This is a genomic window from Helicobacter sp. 16-1353 (assembly GCF_003288815.1).
GTDB lineage: Bacteria > Campylobacterota > Campylobacteria > Campylobacterales > Helicobacteraceae > NHYM01.
In genome coordinates, this window is the sequence record NZ_NHYM01000009.1 from 39,224 (window position 1) to 56,438 (window position 17,215).

Consider the following 17,215-nt stretch of genomic DNA (forward strand, 5'->3'; position numbering starts at 1 on the left):
AATGGCTAGAATTGCTGGTGTAGATTTGCCAAAAAAGAAACGAGTAGAGTATGCACTCACTTATATTTATGGTATTGGGCTTAAAAGCTCAAGGGATATTTTAAATGCTGTGAATATTTCTTTTGATAAGCGAGTTAATGATCTCAGCGAAGATGAAGCTTCTTTGATTGCCAAAAAAATACAAGAAAGTTACATAGTCGAGGGTGATTTACGAAAGAAAACCACAATGGATATAAAAGCATTGATGGAAATAGGAAGTTATAGAGGTATTAGGCATAGGAAAGGTCTTCCAGTTCGCGGACAAACAACAAAAAATAATGCCCGAACTAGAAAAGGCAAGAGAAAAACGATAGGTAGCAAGTAGGAGAAATTATGGCAAAAACAAATACAAAATCAACAAATACTAGAAAAAAAGCTACAAAGAAAAATATAGCTAAAGCTATAGTCCACATTTCTGCTACTTTCAATAATACTTCCGTAACGGTAACTGATGAAATGGGAAATGTCCTATGCTGGAGCACTGCGGGAGCTCTAGGATTCAAAGGCTCAAAGAAATCCACTCCATATGCCGCTCAACAAGCAGTTGAAGTTGCATTAATGAAAGCTAAGGAATATGGAATTAAAGAAGTTGGTATTAAGGTTCAAGGACCCGGAAGTGGTAGAGAAACAGCAGTGAAAAGTATCGGCTCAATAGAGGGTATAAAAGTTCTATGGCTAAAAGATGTTACACCATTACCGCATAATGGTTGCAGACCACCTAAAAGAAGAAGAGTATAAGGAGAGATTATGGCGCGATATATAGGACCTGTAGAGAAAATCGAGCGAAGATTCGGCGTTAGCCTTGATATGAAAGGTGAAAGGAGATTAGCTGGGAAATGTGCTTTAAATTCTAGGAAATATGGACCGGGACAACACGGACAAAGTGGTGGTAAAATATCGGAATATGGACTTCAGTTAAGAGAGAAACAAAAGGCTAAGTTTATGTATGGTGTTTCCGAACGACAATTTAGAAGCATTTTTGCCGAAGCTCATAGAATAGAGGGCAATACGGGTGAGAATCTAATAAGATTATTGGAGCAACGATTAGACAATGTAGTGTATAGAATGGGTTTTGCTACAACTAGGAGATTTGCTCGTCAGCTTGTAACTCACGGACATATTTTAGTAGATGGTAAAAAGGTTGACATTCCTTCATATATACTAAAAGCAGGTCAAAAAGTAAGTGTAAAAGAAAAAAGTGTAAGTAATAAGCAAATTATTCGCTCTATAGAGCTTACAAAGCAAACAGGTATTGTTCCTTGGGTTGATGTTGATGAGAGTAAGTTTTTTGGTATATTTACAAGATTGCCAAATAGAGATGAAGTTGTGATTCCTATCGAGGAAAGACTTATCGTTGAATTATATTCTAAATAATGATTGTTAGGTGGTGTAAGTAATGAAGACTATTAAAACTTTTCCTTTTGTGCCTACAAATATTGATGTGCAGCAAATCACTCCAAATAGGGCTAGGATTTCGGCATATCCATTTGAGACCGGCTACGCTATAACATTGGCTCATCCTATAAGAAGACTTCTTATGTCAAGCTCTGTTGGCTATTCTGTAGTTGGTATTAAGATTGATGGTGTTACTCACGAGTTTGATTCCATAAGAGGTGTAACAGAAGATGTATCTCTTTTTATAATTAATTTGCGGAAGTTACAATTTAAGATTAAAGACCCTGAAGAAACGAATGTTGTTGTAAATTATTCGTTTTTGGGTGAAAAAATACTTTTAGGTTCTGACCTAAAAACAGATAAAGTTGATATTATAAATCCAAATGTTTATATTGCTACGATTAATGATGATACTAAGCTTGATTTTTCTCTCATTATAAATAAAGGCATAGGTTATGTATCTAGCGAAGATATACGAGATACTATATTAGATACTTTTATACCAGTTGATGCTTATTTTACACCAGTAAAAAAGATTGTATATGAGATAGAAAATGTTCTAGTTAAAGATGACCCAACTTTTGAAAAAGTTATTTTTGATATAGAAACAGACGGCAGAATTAGTGCCATTGATGCGTTTAAATATGCTATTTCAATTATGTATAAACAAATGAGTATATTTAACCAAGAATTAAATATATTAGATGGCTCTGATAAAAGTATTGAGCAAGAACCAAATGAAGCTAAGATTCTATTCCAAAAAATAGAAACCTTAAATCTTAGTGCAAGATGTTCTAATTGTTTTGATAAAATAGGGCTAAAATACATTGGTGAATTAGTATTAATGGAAGAAAATGATTTAAAAAATATTAAGAATCTAGGTAAAAGGTCTTATGATGAAATAGCTGAAAAATTAAAAGAGATAGGCTATCAAGTTGGTGAAAAACTACCAAATAATATTAAAGAGCTTTTATATAAAAAATTTAATAAACAGAGTTAAGGATTGAAAAATGAGACATAATAACGACTATAGAAAGCTGGGGAGAACTTCGGCTCATAGAAAGGCATTATTGAAGAATCTCTCAATTGCATTGATTAAATACGAAAAGATTGAAACAGGATTATTCAAAGCAAAAGAGCTTCAGTCATATATCGAGCGACTAATTACAAAGGCTAGAGTAGGCGATAGTAATGCCCATAGGCAAGTATTTTCTAGCTTGCAAGATAAGGCAACTACGAAAAAATTACTTAGTGAGATTGCCCCAAAATTTGCTGGGCGAAATGGTGGATATACCTCAATCCATAAAACTAGAAATAGACGAGGTGATGCCTCTCCAATGGCTATAATAGAGTTTGTAAAATAGCCCTTAATTTATATAATATATCTAAGATTCTCCTAATCTATAAGAGCATTAATGTTCTTATAGATTCTCTCTTTACTATCCAAGTTAGAACATCGATTTATAAAAATTATCATTATTGATAAAATATCGGTAGAAAATTACTTTAATTCTCTTTTTATATTGATTTAATTCTATGTCATTTTTATTAGTGCTATTTTGATAATCGCTCTTTATTCTTAATTTTATCAATAGATAATTATTTTATCACTTTTGGAAGCGTAATTCCTGTTTGTTTTTGGTATTTGCCACCTCTATCTTTATAGCTTATTTCGCACGGCTCATCGCCCTCGAAAAATAAAACTTGTGCAATGCCCTCATTTGAGTATATTTTAGCTGGAAGTGGCGTTGTGTTAGATATTTCTATGGTTATATGCCCTTCAAATTCCGGCTCAAATGGCGTTACATTTACGATTATCCCACATCTTGCATAGGTGCTTTTCCCAAGACAAATGGCGAGCACATTTCGCGGAATCTTAAAATATTCTATTGTTCTAGCAAGAGCAAAAGAATTCGGCGGGACAATGCAAGTTTCCCCTTGATGATGAACGACATTACAAGATTCAAAATTTTTAGGGTCAACAATTGTAGAATTAACATTCGTAAATATTTGATATTCATCCGCAACGCGTATATCGTAGCCATAACTACTAACCCCATAGCTAATAATTCCTCTTTTCACTTGACTATCAACGAAAGGCACAATCATTGCCTTTTTTAGTGACATATTTTTAATCCATTTATCAGATTTTAACCCCATTAAACTAAGCCTTTTTATTTTATTTGTGCTATTATACAAAATTGATTATTCATTTTCTATTTTATTATAACATTAAAAAGGCTTATTTGATGAATATACAAGAAATAAAAAAATTACTTGAAATGTTTGATAATTCAAATTCTGTTAAACTGAAAATTACAAATGAGAATTTTGAAATTTCATTAGAAAAAAGTGGAGCAAAAAATCCAAAATCGCCTCCTATACCTCAATTTAGTTTACCTAGCACCAATATCGCAAGTGTTGCTCCAATATCAAATAATATTGAAGAAAGTGTCCCATCGAATGCAGAAGTCAAAGAAAAAGAAAAAAGTGTAAATACTGAATCTATTACTTCACCTATGGTAGGCACATTTTACCGCGCTCCTAGTCCAGATTCTGCTCCGTATGTAAATGTGGGCGATAAGGTCAAAAAGGGGCAGACAATTGCCATTATCGAGGCTATGAAGATAATGAATGAGATTGAAGCAGAGTTTGATTGTAAAATCGTTGAGATTGTAGCAAATGACGCTCAAAGCGTGGAGTTTAGCACGGTATTATTTCAGGTAGAAAAAATATAAATTTATTAGAATCTAGATTCTAATAATAGATTCTTAAAGATTCTATAAAAGTGGCTTAGAGCAATCGTAAAATAGGGCAAAAATAATAGAAAAACAAAAAAGAGAAGTTGAATGAAAAAGAAAAAGTTAAATCGTATTCTAATCGCAAATCGCGGGGAAATCGCCCTTAGGGCAATCCGCACTATCCAAGATATGGGGAAAGAAGCCGTGGTGATTTACTCCACTGCCGATAAAGATGTGCATTATTTGGATATCGCTGATATTAAGATTTGTATCGGTGGTCCAAAGTCAAGCGAGAGCTATCTAAATATCCCAGCAATTATCACCGTGGTCGAGCTTTTCAAAGTCGATGCGATATTTCCGGGATATGGGTTTTTAAGTGAGAATGAGAATTTCGTGGAGATTTGCGAAAATCACAACATCACATTTATTGGACCAAGCCAAAGCGTAATGGAGCTGATGAGCGACAAAAGTCGTGCTAAAGATGTGATGCGGGAAGCGAAGATTCCAGTTATTCAAGGGAGCGATGGCGTGGTAAAGGACGCCAAAGAGGCAGAAAAAATCGCCGATGAGATAGGCTATCCAGTTATTATCAAAGCAGCTGCAGGTGGTGGAGGACGCGGAATGCGGATAGTGGAAAGTAAAGAAGCATTTAAAAACTCGCTACTTGCCGCAGAGAGCGAAGCTGTGAGTGCCTTTGGCGATGGGTCGATTTATGTGGAGAAATTTATCAAGAATCCAAAGCATATTGAAGTGCAGATTATGGCGGATAAATATGGTAATGTCTTGCATATAGGGGAGCGCGATTGTTCTACACAGAGGCGACAGCAAAAGCTAATAGAGGAATCTCCCGCAGCCGTGCTAAGCCCAGAAATTCGCAAAAAATTGCTTGAAACTGCAGTGCGTGCGGCAAAGCATATAAAATACGAGGGCGCGGGGACTTTTGAGTTTTTACTAGATGAAAACAAAAAAGATTTTTATTTTATGGAGATGAATACGAGGCTTCAAGTCGAGCATACAGTTAGCGAAATGGTAAGCAATCTTGATTTAATCGAATTGATGATAAAAATCGCAGAGGGCGAGAAACTCCCAGAGCAAAGCGAGATTACTTTTAGAGGTCATGCTATCGAGTGCCGAATCACAGCCGAAGACCCAGAGAAGTTCTATCCATGCCCGGGGAAAATCACCACTTGGATTACGCCCGGCGGGGGAAATGTGCGACTTGATACGCATGTATATGCTGGGTATGTCGTGCCAATGTTTTATGATTCAATGATTGCTAAGCTAATCGTTTGGGCAGAGGATAGAGAGAGGGCGATTGTGCGTATGAAGCGAGCTTTGAGGGAGTTCAAGGTCGAGGGGATAAAGACTACTATCCCATTTCATATTAAGATGATGGATAACGAGGATTTCCAAAAATCCAGAATCCACACAAAATATTTGGAACAAAAAATGCTATAAACTTTAGTAAATTTACTTTACTAAAGGCATTGTTATGAAAATAGATTCCAATAATATTGTTAGTTCAAAAACATTAGATTCTCAAGGCATTATAAATCATAAAAAGCAAATCCAATCTAAAAATAAAATTGGACTTTCTAGTGATTTTATAGACAATGGATATTCTTCTTTAAAGACTAGAGAATTAAATAATAATATTGGGATTTTACAGATTGCAGATAGGGTTATAGATGAGATTTTGCGTGATAATAATATAACTCTCGAAGAAACTTTAAATAAATTAGAAAATGCTACATTCCTAAATAAGCCGATTTTCGTTTCTAATCAAATATTAAAAGATTCTAATGATAATATATTGTTTGATGCAAATAGGATTCTAGATATATTACCTAAGGATAAAAAAGATATTTATATATTTAAAAAAGCCTTAAGAGTGGAGCATAATTTTATTGTAGATTCTATTAATAATATAAAAAATGACACTATAGAAAATATTAATAATATAGAGTTTAATAAAGATTTCTTACATTCAAATTCAAACCTTTTTCAAAAAGCACATAATGTGGCAGGACTTGCTTCAAAGATTGATGCATTATTGGCATAAATGATGATTCCATATAGCACACAATGTATAGATGATGATGATATAAATGCTGTTATAGCTACACTTAAAAGCGATTTTATAACGCAAGGTGAGATGGTAGATAAATTTGAAAAAGAATTAGCAAAATATCTAGGTGTTAAGTTTGTAGCTGTGTTTAATTCCGCTACCTCAGCGTTAAATATTGCATATAAAATTTTACCTTTGAGTGGAAGTAGAGCTATCACTACACCTCTTTCATTTTGTGCAACTACTAATATGATGCTTGAAAATAATATAAATCCTATATTTTGTGATTGCGATGATAATGGAAATATATCACCAGAATCCATAAAAGCAAATATAACAAATGATACGAAAGCTATTGTTAGCGTTGATTTTGCTGGAAATAGTGTAGATGTAGATAGAATATTGGATATTTGCAAAGAGTATAATTTGTATTTTATATCCGATAGTTCCCATTCTTGTGGTGGTGAATATAAAAATAAGAAAATAGGACAATTCGCAGATATGACTATTTTTAGTTTTCATGCATTAAAACCAATAACCACTATTGAAGGAGGTGCTATAGCTACAAATAATGAGATATTTTACAATCAAGCAATATTGCTTCGCTCTCACTCAATCATCAAAAAAAGGCTTTGGAATAGTGAGTTGGATTCCATTGGGTATAATTTTAGATTAAGCGATGTCGCTTCAAGTCTTGGTTTATCACAATTAAAAAAACTAGATTTTTTTATCAATAAACGGCATAAAATCGCATTATTTTATGATACTTTTTTTAAAGATAATAGACATTTTAGGACATTAAATATTCCATCGTATATAAAATCTACTCATCACTTATACCCTATTTTACTAAATCAACATCTATGGTGCTATAAAGAGGAGATTTTTAATTCTTTGCTTCATTTAGGGATAGGAGTTCAAGTTCATTATAAGCCAATATATCAATACAATTTATATAAAAAAAATCATTCTATTATAGAAAATGTGGAAAATTTTTATAAAAGCGAGATAAGCATTCCTTGTCATCAAAAAATGAATGAAGAGGACGCTGAATATGTCGCAGATAGTATTATAAAAATACTACAACGATATAATTAAATTAGATAAATAAAATATTAATCTAAGCGAAGTATAAATATAATTGACTTTTTATTTTGCTTAAAGTAGAATCCTTGCTTTATTGTGAAATTTATATAAACTCATTTTTGTCAAGGTAGCTCAGCTGGTTAGAGCGCTGGTCTCATAAGCCGGAGGTCGGGAGTTCAAGTCTCCCCCTTGACACCATTAAACTACTTTTTATAAATCTTTTAAAAATATAATAAAGAGATTTCTTAAGATTCTTCTTAAAGCCAAGATAATTTTACTTTATATTATTTGAGAATAAAATTTTTACATTATTAAATCTTGTGGTATTATGATTGAATGATTAAAGGAAGATTTTAGATTAGGATATTTAATATCTTAATTAAATATCCCTAGCAATCTAATCTATTTATCTTTTAGATTAAGTTTTTTGATGAGCTCTGCGTATCTAGTATATTGCGTTCTTTTTAGATATTTTAATAGACTTCTTCTTTGACCTACTAGCTTTAGCATTCCAAGTCTGCTTGAATGGTCTTTTTTATTTACTTTTAAATGCTCTGTTAAGCTTGAAATTCTTTCTGTAAGCAATGCTATTTGAATCTCGCTTGAACCTGTATCATTATCTTTTCTTGCAAATTGAGATATTATCTCTTGTTTTTTCGCCGAATCTAAAGCCATTTGACCTTCTCCTGATTGGTATAATTTAAAAGTCAAAATTCTACTATAAATTTCTTTAAAAAAGCAAAGATTTAATACAAAATTGTTAAAATCCTAGATTCTATTTAAGTAGAATCCAAAAATCTTGGAGTGTGAATGGCAAAAGAACGAGGGCAAATTATAGGTGCAATATCACCATTACTAAAGAATCTTTTTGTATCAAAAGATTTAGTGGTTGTGTTATTTATAATGGCGGTTTTAGCTATTATAATCGTTCCATTGCCAAGCTATTTACTTGATTTTTTCTTAACAATCTCCATTGCATTATCTGTGCTTATTATATTAATCGGTTTATATATTGCAAAGCCAACAGATTTTAGTGCATTTCCTACACTTTTATTGATGGTTACATTATTTCGTTTAGCATTAAATGTCGCCACCACAAGAATGATTCTAAGCAATGGACATTTAGGAGTGGATAGCGTAAGTGAGATTATAAGTGCATTTGGAAATTTTGTTGTGGGTGGAAACTATGTCATAGGTATAATAGTATTTTCCATACTTGTAATTGTGAATTATATAGTTATTACAAATGGTGCTACAAGGGTCGCAGAAGTTCAAGCGAGATTCACACTAGAGGCTATGCCCGGAAAGCAAATGGCAATTGATGCGGATTTAAACTCTGGCTTAATAGAAAAAGAAGAAGCCCAAAGACGACGCGAGATTCTAGTCCAAGAGGCAGATTTCTATGGCTCAATGGATGGAGCTTCAAAATTCGTAAAAGGCGATGCGATTGCTGGGATAATCATCACTTTTATAAATATTATTGGTGGATTCTTAATAGGCGTATTCGGGCATAATATGAGTATCGCAGAAAGTGCTAGTGTATTTACGATTCTAACGATTGGTGATGGTTTAGTTACACAAATCCCAGCCTTAATCGTCTCAACTGCTACAGGTATAGTGATAACTCGTGCTACAAAAAATGAAGAGAGAGATTTTGCTTCTGGGATTGTTAGTCAGCTTTTAGGAAATAGTAAGATTCTAGCCATAGTAGGCGGAATCTTAATATTTTTTGCGTTAATCCCCGGACTTCCTAGTCTTTCACTTGGATTTGTTGGAATGATATTTTTATTGATGAGCTATTTACTAGGCACACAAGGTAAGGATAATATTTTTACAAATAGTAAAAAATGGCTATTTAAAAAAATGGATATTGAGGATAAAAAACCACAAATTAAACAAGTTCCAAAAGAATCCACCAAAGAGCCACGAAGTGCTAAAAGTATAAGGGAATTAGAAGAGCATATAAGGCTAAAAGAACAAGCAAGTTTAAATGATAAATTAAAGATTAATGTTTTGCAACTATCACTTGGATATGGATTGACTAGGTTGGCAGAACACCCAGATAGTGAGCTAATTGAGCGGATTCGCGGTGTAAGAGAAAATATCGCACAAACCTATGGCTTTGTAGTGCCACATATTCGCATTAAAGCTAATCCAAGCTATGATTTTTCTCCAAATGGATATGAGATTCTGCTTAAAGGCGTTAGTGTAGGGCAGGGTGAGGTTATGCCAGATAAATTTTTGGCTATAAATTCTACAGGTATGGAAATAACAGAGATAGAAGGGATAAAGGCAAAAGACCCAGCACTTAATATGGACGGACTTTGGATTGATAAAAAAGATAAAGATGATGCGACTATTGCTGGTTATACCGTTGTGGATTCTGCACATATAATAAGCGTTCATATCTCACAAATTATTAAATATTATGCAGAGGATATTATAACAAGACAAGATGTAAGGAATCTAATTGATAGATTAAAAGATGATTTCCCAAGCCTCGTTGCGGATAGCGATAAGATTCCACTTGGGGTGATTCATCAGGTTTTAAAAGAATTATTACACGATGAAATACCTATAAAAGATATGCTTACTATCTTAGAGACGATTATTGAGGTAGCACCGGGGGCACAAAATAGCGTTCCTATTATTATGGATTATGTGAGAAGTGCTCTTGCTCGTGTGATAACAGATAGTTTAAAAAGTGATGATGGCATTGTAAAGCTATTTATTCTACCGCAAGATAGCGAGGATTATTTGCTTTCTAAATTAAAAGATATACAGCCATATGGACGAAAATTAATGTTAAGCATTGGAGAAACGCAAATATTAAGAAATGCTGTAGAAGAAGCGATAGCAAAAGCACAGAGTATTCATAGTATTCCTATTGTGCTTGTTGGGACGACTTTGCGTAGAGCTTTAGCAAAAGAGATGGAAAGTAATGCTTTAGCTATTAAGGTTATAGGGCATTCCGAAATAAGCAGTAATGCAAAATGTGAGATTCTAGGAAACCTAGATTTAAAATTTAATACATTGTAAGGATAAAAATGCAAGTTCATCATCTATCACATATTGATTTAGACGGATATGGAGCACAATTGGTCGCTAAAGAATGTTTTAGTGATATAAGATTCTATAATGCAAACTATGGCAAAGAAGTAGAGGTTAGAATCCAGCACATCTTAGACAATATTAAAAAAAGTAATCAATCTAACTTTATGATATTAATTACAGATTTGAATCTAACATTTAATGAAGCAACATTTTTACAAGATGAAGTAAGCATTTTAAATCTATCAAATAAACACATCAAGCTAAAATTATTAGACCACCATATAAGTGGTAAGGATTGTGCGGAGGCGTTTGATTGGTATCATTTGGATTCTAGTATTTGTGCTTCAAAGATTACTTTTAATATCTTAAAAAAAGAATTTGGATTTAGGAATGAAGTAGCTTTATGGTTAGAGCCATTTGTAGAGATGATAAATTCTGCAGATACTTGGCAGGAAAATAATTTTGCATTTTCTTTTGGTAAAGTGGCACTTGGAATGATAGCCCAAAGCAAGGAATTTAGTCGCTTTATGTTTGATGATTATGATAGAAACTTTAAGTTTAATATGCTATATGAAGCTAAAAAATACCTATTAGATTCTGCTAATAAGCTAATACCAAATGCAAATGTGAATCTTGATAATAATATTTTTCTATTTAAGAAAGAATTGCTTGGCGGAGATGTGCAAACACAAACGATGGAGGAAATATTATCCCTAAAACAAACAGAGCTTTTGAATAAAAATAAGGACGAATATAGCATTTTTTATAATGATAAAAAAGGTTTATTAACTTATATGGTTGGTGGAATCTCTATTGTGGCGAATCTTTTTTTAAAGCAAAATAGCGATTTTGACTTTTTTATGGATATTAGTAATAGGGGAAATGTATCTCTTAGGGCAAATGGTAATTGTGATGTTAGCTCAATGGCTAAGATTTGCTTTAATGGCGGAGGGCATAAAAATGCCTCTGGTGGAAAATTTGAGGGCTTTAAGGAAACATTTTTATATGAATATGCAAAAGAACAAGTAGTAAATCTACTACATTCGAAAGAATAAGAAAGGAATACAATGGATAAGATAGAGCAAAATGAATTATTAGATGAAATAATAATGATGTTGATGGCAGCGTTAAGCCTAGCTGGTGTGAAAGATGAATCTATGGATAAAGCTCTTGAGGAATATCAAAATATAGTAGAAGAGATGGACGATGATGCAATTTATGACTATAAAGCTGTCCGTGATATTATCCTAAAGCTAAAAAATACAAAGAGGGAGCTTTTTAAATAAATATGAAGATAAAAAATCTAGCAATTTTATTTAGTGGCAATGGAAGTAATTTGGAAAATCTTTATTTACATTTGCATAATAAGATTTTTGATGGTATGAAAATAAATATTCCCCTTGCCTTAAGTAGCAGGAGAGATGCATATGGAATCAAACGATGTGAATATCTAAATCTAAAATGCGAGATTTTATCAAGTAAGGATTATAAGGATAAAAGTGTGGAAGAATATGATGCTAGATTAATAGAGATATTGCAATCATATAATATCGATTTGGTAGTATTAGCGGGATTTATGCGTATTTTAAGCGATAGATTCTGCCAAACTTTTTGTGCATTAAATATACATCCTTCGATTTTACCACTTTTTAAAGGTAGCAATGCAATTATAGAATCCTACCAAAGCGATATGAAAATAGCGGGTGTAAGTGTGCATTTCGTAAGCAAGGAGTTAGATAGCGGAATCTTAGTAGAGCAAGATATTATCCATAAAATAGAAGGCGAGAGTTTAGAATCTTTTGAAGCTAGAATCCATTCTTTAGAGTATAAAATCTACCCAAAAGCCATATTGAAAGTATTAAGTAAATGCAAGATTTAATCCTTTTTGGAATCATATCAATACTTATTTTTATCGCACCATTGATTAATAGCATTACTAGGATTCCTGTTGTTGTAGTTGAGATATTGCTTGGGGCATTTGCTATTAACATTGGAATGCTAGTAGAATCTGAAGTAGTAGAGGGAATCGCCCATATCGGCTTTTTGTTTTTGATGTTTTTAGCTGGAATGGAAGTGGATTTAAAAAGCTTTAAAATGATGGGCAAATCATTTTTTAAACAAGTAGTTCTCTATTTTTTTATCCTATATTCCGTCGCTTTAATCATAATTCTCATATTTGATTTTTCTATTATCTATATTGTTGCTTTTCCTGTGATGTCGCTTGGTATGATAATGGTTTTGATACAAGATTATGGCAAACAATATGAATGGCTGAATCTATGCTTAAAGATTGGCATAATAGGCGAATTAGTAAGTATTTTAATGCTTGTTTTGCTAAATGGATATTATTCATTTGGTGTAGGTTTAGAATTATATAAATCACTTGGAATCTTAATTGCATTCTTACTTCTTATGGTGCTTATTTTTAAAATATCAAGCATTTTATTTTGGTGGTTTCCTAATATTCGCTTGATGTTAATCCCAGCTTCTAGCACACTTAATCAAGATATAAGATATAGTATGATGTTATTTTTTATAATGGTAGTAATAGTCTCACTTCTACATATAGAGGCTGCACTTGGGGCATTTTTATCTGGTCTCATCATATCAAGCTTTTTTAAATACAAAAAAGAATTGCATTATAAATTGAATGATTTTGGATTTGGATTTCTAATACCTTTATTCTTCGTCTATATAGGAACTACATTAGATTTTAATGTTATTTTCGCTAATAAAGCAGTGATTTTCCACGCATTTCAAATCTGTTTTATTATGATTACTATTAGATTGATTGCTGCTAGTGTTGTTTTTAGCTCATTTTTTAGGAATTTTAAAAATACATTATTATTTGCATTGAGCGATACTATGCCTTTAACTTTTTTAGTAGCAACTGCTACACTTGGGCTAAAAATAGGTGCCATTCAAAAAGAGCAATATTATTCATTCGTTTTAAGTGCTATGTTAGAAGCAGTGCTTTTTATGATTATTATAAAGATTGTTTTAAATATAACACCTTTTTTTACAAAAGATAAAGGCAAGCAAGGAAACAAATAAATGAAAAATTCTATTTTATTTGTTAGTTTGATAGCCTTATCTCTAGCTATTTTAAAAATAATTTTTAGTATTTTTAGCGGTTCTATTATCGTTTTAGCTTCTGCATTAGATTCCCTTATAGATGTAGTGTTTTCATTATTTAATTACATAGCTTTACGAAAGATAGAATCCCCATCAAATAAATATTTTAATTATGGATTTGGTAAATTAGAGGGATTAGCATCATTATTTGAGGGTTGTGCGATATTCATATCTGGAATCTATATTATCTATCAATCGATTATAAAATTTATAAATAATGAGGGGGTTAGTAATATAAATCAAGGGCTTTTTGTGATGATTGTATCGATTTTTGTAACATTATTTTTAGTAATATATTTGAAAAAAATCTCCTTAAATGCTAAAAATAATCTTATTATAAAAGCCGAGATTCTGCATTATAAAACAGATTTATTTGGCAATTTGGGTATTATTATCTCTCTTTTGATTATAGAAATTACAGGATTTGGATTTCTAGATTCTATCATTGGCTGTGTGCTTGGGATATATATTTGCTACAATGCTTTTAAAATCACTAAAAGCGGATTTTTTATGTTGCTTGATAGGGCGATTGATGATGATTTGTATAAGAAAATTGTGGATATTTTAGATAAGAATACGAACATAACAAGCTACCATGATATAAAAAGTAGGATTAGCGGAGATACTATATTTTTGGAATATCATTTGGTGTTTAATGAGCATATTTCGCTTTTTGATGCTCATTCCATATCAAATGATATTGAGCAAAGCATTGAAAAACTATCTAATGCATATAAATGGACTATACTAGTTCATTTTGATTCTTATGATGATAGCAAATAAACTCCAACTATAATATTTAGGGGATTATTCTTTTTCTATTCTATTAAAATCATCTTCGATTCTAACAATATCATCTTCGCCGAGATATTCTCCAACTTGGACTTCTATAATAACCAAATCTATTTTCCCGGGATTTTCCAATCTATGCACATTTCCCATTGGGATATATGTGCTTTCATTTGCCTTTAGGAAAAATTCCTTATTTTCTAGTGTAACAATAGCACTTCCACTTACAACCACCCAATGTTCGCTTCGATGAAAATGTTTTTGCAGACTTAAACGCTTTTTTGGCTTAACTACAATTTGCTTAATCTTATAATTAGTCGCATCGAGTAATATAGTATAACTCCCCCACGGACGATATGCGGTGCTATGTATCTTGCATAATTCACTATTTTTATCTTTTAGAATCTTAACTATTTCTTTGATTTTTTGGCTTTCCCCTGCTTTGCTAACTAGAAGCGAATCTGTAGTATCAATAATGACTAAATCATCTACGCCAATTGTGGCTGTTAATTTATTTGATATGATGAAATTATTCTTAGAATCTAAGGCAATAAGCTCTGTGTTTGAGGCATTATTATTAGAATCTTTTGGATATTCATTTTTTAGGGCATCAAAACTTCCTACATCATTCCAAGCAAAATCCCCTTTTACTAACTTTAATTTTTTTGATTTTTCCATAATGGCATAATCAATGCTTATTTCCTCAATATCGTTAGAATATTCCTTTCTAATTCGTTTAAATGAGTTTTCATTTACCGCAGAATCTAGGGCTATTTTACAAGATTCTAGTAATTCAGGTTTATATAGTTTAAATTCATTAATTAGCACCTCTGCTTTAAAGCAAAACATTCCGCTATTCCAGTAATAATCATTTTCTATATAGTTTTTTGCAGTGGCTTTGTCTGGCTTTTCAAAAAACTCAATACCATTTTTATCTTCTTTTATATAGCCATATCCCGTATTTGCTGAGGTTGGTTTTATGCCAAATACTACGATATTTCCCTCCATTGCTAATGTTTGTGCTTGCAAAATCGCATTTTTATAAGAATCATTATCTTTGATAATATGGTCGCTTGGAAGTGCTAGGATAATATCATCTTTTTTGCTACTTAATGCAACGAAAAGTAGTGCTGCTGCGGTATTTTTAGAAACACTCTCTAGGATATATCTATATTTTACATTTTCTGCTTGTATTTGTTCTATTTCATCAAGGGCTAAAAAATAGTGTTTATCATTAGTAACTATGCAAAAATCATTGCTAAATTCGATATTTCGAATTATCGTTTGTTGGAATAATGAAGAATGATTTACTAATGATACAAATTGTTTCGGCATTAACTCCCTAGATAGAGGCCAAAGCCTAGTGCCACTTCCACCACATAAGATTGCTATAACCATATTAGAATCCTTATAAATTGTAAAATAGTCGAAATTATATTATTTTAATAATTAATTTAGCTTATTGATAAATCGATTTAGTATTGCCATTCGTATAAAAACACCATTTGAAACCTGATTTAACACCTTACATCTAGAATCTCGCAACATCTCATCATCAATATCTATATTTCTATGAACTGGTCCGGGGTGAAGCACGATAATATCTCTATGCCCTATTAATTCTTTGGTTATGCAGAATCTTGATGCATAATCTTTTAGCGAACTATAGATTTGATAATTATGTCGTTCTGTTTGTGTTCTTAGACTCATTATAGCATCGCAATCATCGAGGCAATCTTGTATATTATTAACTTTTTTTAGATTCTCCTCCTCTTCAAATAAACTTTGAAAATGTGGCGGAGCGACCAAAAATACTTTCATTCCTAATCGCCTAAATAAATCTATCCCGCTTGTTGCAACCCTAGAATTTATTATATCTCCTACGATTGCAATCTTTTTGTTTTTTAAATCACCAAAATGTAGCTTCATTGTCATTGCATCAAGAAGTGCTTGTGTGGGGTGAGCGTGAGCTCCATCGCCGCCATTTATTATAGGGCAGGAGACATATTTCGCCAAGTAATTTCCCGCTCCTGCGTGGCTGTGGCGAATTATTATAGCATCTGGATTCATCGCATTGATATTTGATGCAGTATCGGCTATCGTCTCACCTTTTAATGTGGAGCTTTTGGCAATATCTAATCGAACGACTTTTGAGCCTAATCTTTTTGCAGCAATCTCAAAGCTACTTAAAGTCCGCGTTGAATTTTCAAAGAAAATAGTTATTACAAGCTTATTTTCAAGTGTGTTATGCGGTATCTTATCTTTATAACTAATAGCTTCATCTATGATTTTATTGATACTCTCTAAGCTTAAATCTTTGGTGCTTATTAGATGTTGTAGCATATACATTCCTCTTAAACTAAAAGATGGTAAAATCATATCTAAAATTATTTTTCAAGAGTGTTAAATTGAAAATTATTATATTTATATGTTGTTTTGTATTTTGTGGTTGTGGTTTTTATAATAATAGCTTTAAGCCAGAGGTTTTAGCCGAAAAAAAGATATTATCAAGCAGAAAAGCAGAGATTGTGCAGAATGGAAAGGTTGTGATGGTGGTAATTGCCACTTATCTAAATAATGTAAACCCAGATATTTATAATACTAGAGAATATTTTTTTATAGAGGTTTTTAGCGAATTAGATATTCCACTTATATATTATATGACTTTTAGTATAACGAATAATGAGCGGTTTTTGTGGATTCGGGAGGTTGATAAAGATGAATTTGATGATGTGCTAAATGTGTCAAATAAATGGAGCAAGGGGTTTTTAATCGCATTTGATGATATTGATGAATATGATAAAAAAAATATGAAACTCAATCTTGTAGTGGATACTATAGGAGAGATGAATTTTGATTTTACATATGAAGTTTTTGAAATGCAATTATAGATTGAGAATCCTAAATT

20 protein-coding genes and 1 tRNA gene are annotated in these 17,215 nt (G+C 32.1%); 17 read left to right on the forward strand and 4 right to left on the reverse strand.

Annotated elements, in window-relative coordinates; translation table 11 throughout:
* Position 1: 1 nt before the first annotated feature.
* Genes rpsM through rplQ form a run of 5 tightly spaced genes read left to right on the forward strand, consistent with a single transcriptional unit; the run spans position 2 to position 2,798 of the window.
* A complete protein-coding gene (rpsM, locus tag CCY99_RS06615) occupies positions 2–364 on the forward strand; it encodes a 30S ribosomal protein S13 (RefSeq protein WP_112060633.1) in 363 nt (120 codons plus the stop codon).
* Between the two features lie 8 nt (positions 365–372).
* Positions 373–777, forward strand: coding sequence for a 30S ribosomal protein S11 (gene rpsK, locus CCY99_RS06620; RefSeq protein ID WP_112060634.1), 405 nt, complete (start codon positions 373–375; stop codon positions 775–777).
* A 9-nt stretch (positions 778–786) separates the two neighbouring features.
* Positions 787–1,413 carry a 30S ribosomal protein S4 gene (gene rpsD, locus CCY99_RS06625; protein ID WP_112060635.1) on the forward strand — a complete coding sequence of 209 codons (627 nt, stop codon included), beginning with the start codon at positions 787–789 and terminating at the stop codon, positions 1,411–1,413.
* Between the two features lie 22 nt (positions 1,414–1,435).
* Complete coding sequence (locus CCY99_RS06630) at positions 1,436–2,434, forward strand: DNA-directed RNA polymerase subunit alpha (protein WP_112060636.1); 999 nt, start codon at positions 1,436–1,438, stop codon at positions 2,432–2,434.
* A 10-nt stretch (positions 2,435–2,444) separates the two neighbouring features.
* Positions 2,445–2,798 carry a 50S ribosomal protein L17 gene (rplQ, locus tag CCY99_RS06635; RefSeq protein ID WP_112060637.1) on the forward strand — a complete coding sequence of 118 codons (354 nt, stop codon included), beginning with the start codon at positions 2,445–2,447 and terminating at the stop codon, positions 2,796–2,798.
* A 235-nt stretch (positions 2,799–3,033) separates the two neighbouring features.
* On the opposite strand, the gene dcd is transcribed toward rplQ, so the two are convergent.
* Positions 3,034–3,594 (reverse strand): dCTP deaminase, encoded by a 561-nt coding sequence (dcd, locus tag CCY99_RS06640; protein ID WP_112060638.1) that lies wholly within the window; start codon positions 3,592–3,594, stop codon positions 3,034–3,036.
* 89 nt (positions 3,595–3,683) lie between these two features.
* Between dcd and accB the strand changes: the two genes are divergently transcribed.
* From accB to CCY99_RS06665, 5 genes are all read left to right on the forward strand, one after another.
* Positions 3,684–4,172, forward strand: coding sequence for an acetyl-CoA carboxylase biotin carboxyl carrier protein (accB, locus tag CCY99_RS06645; RefSeq protein ID WP_112060639.1), 489 nt, complete (start codon positions 3,684–3,686; stop codon positions 4,170–4,172).
* A gap of 111 nt (positions 4,173–4,283) precedes the next feature.
* Positions 4,284–5,633, forward strand: coding sequence for an acetyl-CoA carboxylase biotin carboxylase subunit (locus CCY99_RS06650; protein WP_112060640.1), 1,350 nt, complete (start codon positions 4,284–4,286; stop codon positions 5,631–5,633).
* Between the two features lie 34 nt (positions 5,634–5,667).
* Positions 5,668–6,237: a hypothetical protein gene (locus CCY99_RS06655; RefSeq protein WP_112060641.1), complete on the forward strand. Its 570-nt coding sequence runs from the start codon at positions 5,668–5,670 to the stop codon at positions 6,235–6,237.
* Positions 6,238–6,240: 3 nt separating this feature from the next.
* Positions 6,241–7,341: a UDP-4-amino-4,6-dideoxy-N-acetyl-beta-L-altrosamine transaminase gene (pseC, locus tag CCY99_RS06660; protein ID WP_112060642.1), complete on the forward strand. Its 1,101-nt coding sequence runs from the start codon at positions 6,241–6,243 to the stop codon at positions 7,339–7,341.
* Positions 7,342–7,450: 109 nt separating this feature from the next.
* A tRNA-Met gene (locus tag CCY99_RS06665) sits at positions 7,451–7,527 on the forward strand.
* Positions 7,528–7,731: 204 nt separating this feature from the next.
* Here the strand turns inward: CCY99_RS06665 and rpsO are convergent.
* Positions 7,732–8,004 carry a 30S ribosomal protein S15 gene (gene rpsO, locus CCY99_RS06670; RefSeq protein ID WP_112060643.1) on the reverse strand — a complete coding sequence of 91 codons (273 nt, stop codon included), beginning with the start codon at positions 8,002–8,004 and terminating at the stop codon, positions 7,732–7,734.
* Between the two features lie 135 nt (positions 8,005–8,139).
* Between rpsO and flhA the strand changes: the two genes are divergently transcribed.
* The 6 genes from flhA to CCY99_RS06700 are packed head-to-tail and all read left to right on the forward strand — an operon-like array spanning position 8,140 to position 14,301.
* On the forward strand, positions 8,140–10,368 hold the full coding sequence (flhA, locus tag CCY99_RS06675; protein WP_112060644.1) for a flagellar biosynthesis protein FlhA: 2,229 nt from the start codon (positions 8,140–8,142) through the stop codon (positions 10,366–10,368).
* Between the two features lie 8 nt (positions 10,369–10,376).
* Positions 10,377–11,438, forward strand: a complete 1,062-nt coding sequence (locus CCY99_RS06680) for a 3',5'-cyclic-nucleotide phosphodiesterase (protein WP_112060645.1) — start codon at positions 10,377–10,379, stop codon at positions 11,436–11,438.
* Positions 11,439–11,450: 12 nt separating this feature from the next.
* A complete protein-coding gene (locus CCY99_RS06685) occupies positions 11,451–11,669 on the forward strand; it encodes a hypothetical protein (RefSeq protein ID WP_112060646.1) in 219 nt (72 codons plus the stop codon).
* 2 nt (positions 11,670–11,671) lie between these two features.
* A complete protein-coding gene (gene purN, locus CCY99_RS06690) occupies positions 11,672–12,262 on the forward strand; it encodes a phosphoribosylglycinamide formyltransferase (protein ID WP_112060647.1) in 591 nt (196 codons plus the stop codon).
* Positions 12,250–13,437 carry a cation:proton antiporter gene (locus CCY99_RS06695; RefSeq protein WP_112060648.1) on the forward strand — a complete coding sequence of 396 codons (1,188 nt, stop codon included), beginning with the start codon at positions 12,250–12,252 and terminating at the stop codon, positions 13,435–13,437. Before purN ends, CCY99_RS06695 begins: the two co-directional genes overlap by 13 nt.
* Positions 13,438–14,301 (forward strand): cation diffusion facilitator family transporter, encoded by an 864-nt coding sequence (locus CCY99_RS06700; protein WP_112060649.1) that lies wholly within the window; start codon positions 13,438–13,440, stop codon positions 14,299–14,301.
* A 24-nt stretch (positions 14,302–14,325) separates the two neighbouring features.
* Here CCY99_RS06700 and CCY99_RS06705 read toward each other — a convergent pair whose 3' ends face one another.
* Positions 14,326–15,705, reverse strand: coding sequence for a mannose-1-phosphate guanylyltransferase/mannose-6-phosphate isomerase (locus CCY99_RS06705; RefSeq protein WP_112060650.1), 1,380 nt, complete (start codon positions 15,703–15,705; stop codon positions 14,326–14,328).
* A gap of 51 nt (positions 15,706–15,756) precedes the next feature.
* Positions 15,757–16,650, reverse strand: a complete 894-nt coding sequence (locus tag CCY99_RS06710; RefSeq protein ID WP_112060651.1) for an aspartate carbamoyltransferase catalytic subunit — start codon at positions 16,648–16,650, stop codon at positions 15,757–15,759.
* A gap of 65 nt (positions 16,651–16,715) precedes the next feature.
* Here CCY99_RS06710 and CCY99_RS06715 point away from each other — a divergent pair, with 65 nt between their 5' ends.
* A complete protein-coding gene (locus CCY99_RS06715) occupies positions 16,716–17,198 on the forward strand; it encodes a hypothetical protein (protein ID WP_112060652.1) in 483 nt (160 codons plus the stop codon).
* Positions 17,199–17,215 lie beyond the last annotated feature (17 nt).

Coding starts and splice junctions, on each gene's coding strand:
- rpsM (WP_112060633.1), top strand. CDS start 2: ATGGCTAGAATTGCTGGTGTAGATTTGCCAAAAAAGAAACGAGTAGAG.
- rpsK (WP_112060634.1), top strand. CDS start 373: ATGGCAAAAACAAATACAAAATCAACAAATACTAGAAAAAAAGCTACA.
- rpsD (WP_112060635.1), top strand. CDS start 787: ATGGCGCGATATATAGGACCTGTAGAGAAAATCGAGCGAAGATTCGGC.
- CCY99_RS06630 (WP_112060636.1), top strand. CDS start 1,436: ATGAAGACTATTAAAACTTTTCCTTTTGTGCCTACAAATATTGATGTG.
- rplQ (WP_112060637.1), top strand. CDS start 2,445: ATGAGACATAATAACGACTATAGAAAGCTGGGGAGAACTTCGGCTCAT.
- dcd (WP_112060638.1), bottom strand. CDS start 3,594: ATGGGGTTAAAATCTGATAAATGGATTAAAAATATGTCACTAAAAAAG.
- accB (WP_112060639.1), top strand. CDS start 3,684: ATGAATATACAAGAAATAAAAAAATTACTTGAAATGTTTGATAATTCA.
- CCY99_RS06650 (WP_112060640.1), top strand. CDS start 4,284: ATGAAAAAGAAAAAGTTAAATCGTATTCTAATCGCAAATCGCGGGGAA.
- CCY99_RS06655 (WP_112060641.1), top strand. CDS start 5,668: ATGAAAATAGATTCCAATAATATTGTTAGTTCAAAAACATTAGATTCT.
- pseC (WP_112060642.1), top strand. CDS start 6,241: ATGATTCCATATAGCACACAATGTATAGATGATGATGATATAAATGCT.
- rpsO (WP_112060643.1), bottom strand. CDS start 8,004: ATGGCTTTAGATTCGGCGAAAAAACAAGAGATAATATCTCAATTTGCA.
- flhA (WP_112060644.1), top strand. CDS start 8,140: ATGGCAAAAGAACGAGGGCAAATTATAGGTGCAATATCACCATTACTA.
- CCY99_RS06680 (WP_112060645.1), top strand. CDS start 10,377: ATGCAAGTTCATCATCTATCACATATTGATTTAGACGGATATGGAGCA.
- CCY99_RS06685 (WP_112060646.1), top strand. CDS start 11,451: ATGGATAAGATAGAGCAAAATGAATTATTAGATGAAATAATAATGATG.
- purN (WP_112060647.1), top strand. CDS start 11,672: ATGAAGATAAAAAATCTAGCAATTTTATTTAGTGGCAATGGAAGTAAT.
- CCY99_RS06695 (WP_112060648.1), top strand. CDS start 12,250: ATGCAAGATTTAATCCTTTTTGGAATCATATCAATACTTATTTTTATC.
- CCY99_RS06700 (WP_112060649.1), top strand. CDS start 13,438: ATGAAAAATTCTATTTTATTTGTTAGTTTGATAGCCTTATCTCTAGCT.
- CCY99_RS06705 (WP_112060650.1), bottom strand. CDS start 15,705: ATGGTTATAGCAATCTTATGTGGTGGAAGTGGCACTAGGCTTTGGCCT.
- CCY99_RS06710 (WP_112060651.1), bottom strand. CDS start 16,650: ATGCTACAACATCTAATAAGCACCAAAGATTTAAGCTTAGAGAGTATC.